Below are 2,293 nucleotides of genomic sequence, written 5' to 3'. Positions count from 1 at the left end.
GACTTCTTTGTTGAAATAAAACAGAAACAAAAGTGCTGTCCCTTGCACTCTTTGGATAATTTAATGATAAAAAATTTGGAGAGAAATTTTATACACAATCTCTGACATTTTTCCTTAAGTTGACGCCATTGTGTGAACGGTTACGGTTTCCCGTCTTCACCATGCTATATAGAAAAAAGTCTGGATTCCAATTTGCATGACAATATGGAGTATCTGCTTCTTTCATCCCAGTGGGATCTTTTATTCCATTTTATCAACAGTTTGTTTTGCAGTATCAAACAATTTTAATCCTATAATCCCGAATGTAACTAAAATAAAGCATATTACTTCGAATAAATTAACTGGTTCATCAAATAGGTAAACTCCAAGTATCGAAGCTCCTATAGCGCCCACTCCAGTCCAAATTGCATAGCATACTCCGATAGGTATAGAACGTGTAGCGAGCGAAAGTAAATATGTACTAAGAGCCATGGAGAGTATGCTAATTATTGATGGTACGAGATGAGTAAATCCATAACTATGCTTAAGTGTTATGACCCAGAACACTTCAATTAGTGACGATAAGAGTAAATATATCCAATTCATGCATAAATTTTTAGGTTTAAATAGAGAGCTTTAGCCCTATGCTTCCTATTACAATTAAAACGATACATAAAACTTGAGATAAATTAATATTCTCTGTGAAAGTGGTTGCACCAATTATAGTTATTCCAATTGTGCATATTCCAGAGGAAACTGCATAGCATACTCTAATAGGTAGAAAGCATGCTGCAAGAGATAAAAAATAAATGCTAATGATCATAATTACCAATGTTGCAATCGAAGGCACAACTTTAGTAAAACTGTTACTAAACTTTAGTGTTACAGCCCACAGTATCTCTAGGATACTAGACAGCAACAAATATAACCAGCACATTTTCGTAACACTTCAATCTTGTATTGTAACAGAAATTGTTAGTTAAAACTACACTAAAGTGCAATAGATCTCTCTTTCGGAATTGCTTTAATATCAAACTTAAAACAACATCCTAAAAAACTTTTCTACGAAATTCAATTCCTGCACGTCATTTGCTGCATAAAGTGGTGTAGTTTGTTGCTCAATACCTGGTATTTCTACAAAAACTTTGCCCACTTCTTGACCTTTTTTAATGGGTGCAGGTATCATATCTTTATATTCAATACGCACCTTAATTTGGTCATGCAATTTGCGGTTGTAAGTTATGGTAACATCGTTTGCAACTGTAATAGGCACTTTTCTATCTTTTCCATAGAGAACATTTACTTCCTCAACTACGCTGTCTTTAACGAATATTTTCTTAGTGTTAAAATGATTTAAGGAGTATTGTATCAATCTTTTTGCTTCTTCTATTCGCTCTTTCTCAGTGTTTAAACCATTTACGACAGCAAAAATTCTCCTATCATTTCGTTTTGCAGATGCTACAATGCCGTAACCACCAGCATTTGTATAACCGGTTTTTAAGCCATCAACCCCAATATCGTGAAAAAGTAGAAGATTTTTATTCTTTTGTACAATTTCATTATATGTCAAATATTGTTCGGAAAATAAATCATAATATTCAGGAAAATCGGTGAAAATCCTTTTTGCCAGCATTACCAAGTCTTTTGCGTTCATAAAATGATCTTCATCTGGCCACCCGCTTGAGTTGACAAAATGACTGTCATTCAGATTCAAATTTTGTGCAACTTCATTCATTTCAGCCACAAAATTCTCTTCTGATCCTGCAATGCCCTCGGCTAGTGTTATGCAGGCATCATTGCCTGAGACTATTGTAATTCCTTCAAGTAATTCCCTCACCGTAACGGATTGACCTTCTTTCAAAAACATAGAAGAGCCTCTCCTTTCCCACGCTTTTCTACTTACTCGAAATTTATCCTCCATGTGTATTATTCCAGCTTTTAGATAATCGAAGGCTATATATAAAGTCATTAGCTTGCTCATTGAAGATGGGGCCATTTTTTCATCAGAATTATGGTCAAAAATGAATGAGTCTGAAGCTAAATCTAAGACTACTGCTTGCTTTGCTTTGGTTCTAAACTGGTATGAGTATGAAGAAAAAGGAAGTATAAAAACTAATAGCAAAATTACCAATCTGCTTAACATATCTATAATTTTAAATTTATAGTGCACTAATTAATAGTATAATTTTACAGGGGCATTTCAATAGATCTCTTGCATAAAAATTCCTTGACAAACCTCGCCAGCCCCCTTATCATGAAACTGAAGCTATTTATTTATCTTCTCTGTACAGATTAAATGACAAAAAAACTCACG

At 34.0% G+C, this 2,293-nt stretch carries 3 protein-coding genes; all 3 read right to left on the bottom strand.

What is annotated here, in order from left to right; translation table 11 throughout:
* Positions 1–240 precede the first annotated feature (240 nt).
* The gene (locus tag WOCAOBSORBRA_RS05890; protein WP_006279756.1) at positions 241–585 is read right to left on the bottom strand and encodes a DMT family transporter; all 345 of its coding nucleotides are present in this window, start codon (positions 583–585) and stop codon (positions 241–243) included.
* A 16-nt stretch (positions 586–601) separates the two neighbouring features.
* Positions 602–916, bottom strand: coding sequence for a DMT family transporter (locus tag WOCAOBSORBRA_RS05885; RefSeq protein WP_010082606.1), 315 nt, complete (start codon positions 914–916; stop codon positions 602–604).
* Positions 917–1,015: 99 nt separating this feature from the next.
* On the bottom strand, positions 1,016–2,122 hold the full coding sequence (locus tag WOCAOBSORBRA_RS05880; RefSeq protein ID WP_010082605.1) for a D-alanyl-D-alanine carboxypeptidase family protein: 1,107 nt from the start codon (positions 2,120–2,122) through the stop codon (positions 1,016–1,018).
* Positions 2,123–2,293: the final 171 nt, after the last annotated feature.

The organism is Wolbachia endosymbiont of Cardiocondyla obscurior (assembly GCF_902713635.1).
GTDB classification, from domain to species: domain Bacteria; phylum Pseudomonadota; class Alphaproteobacteria; order Rickettsiales; family Anaplasmataceae; genus Wolbachia; species Wolbachia pipientis.
This window is presented reverse-complemented; position numbering and strand designations above follow the sequence as displayed.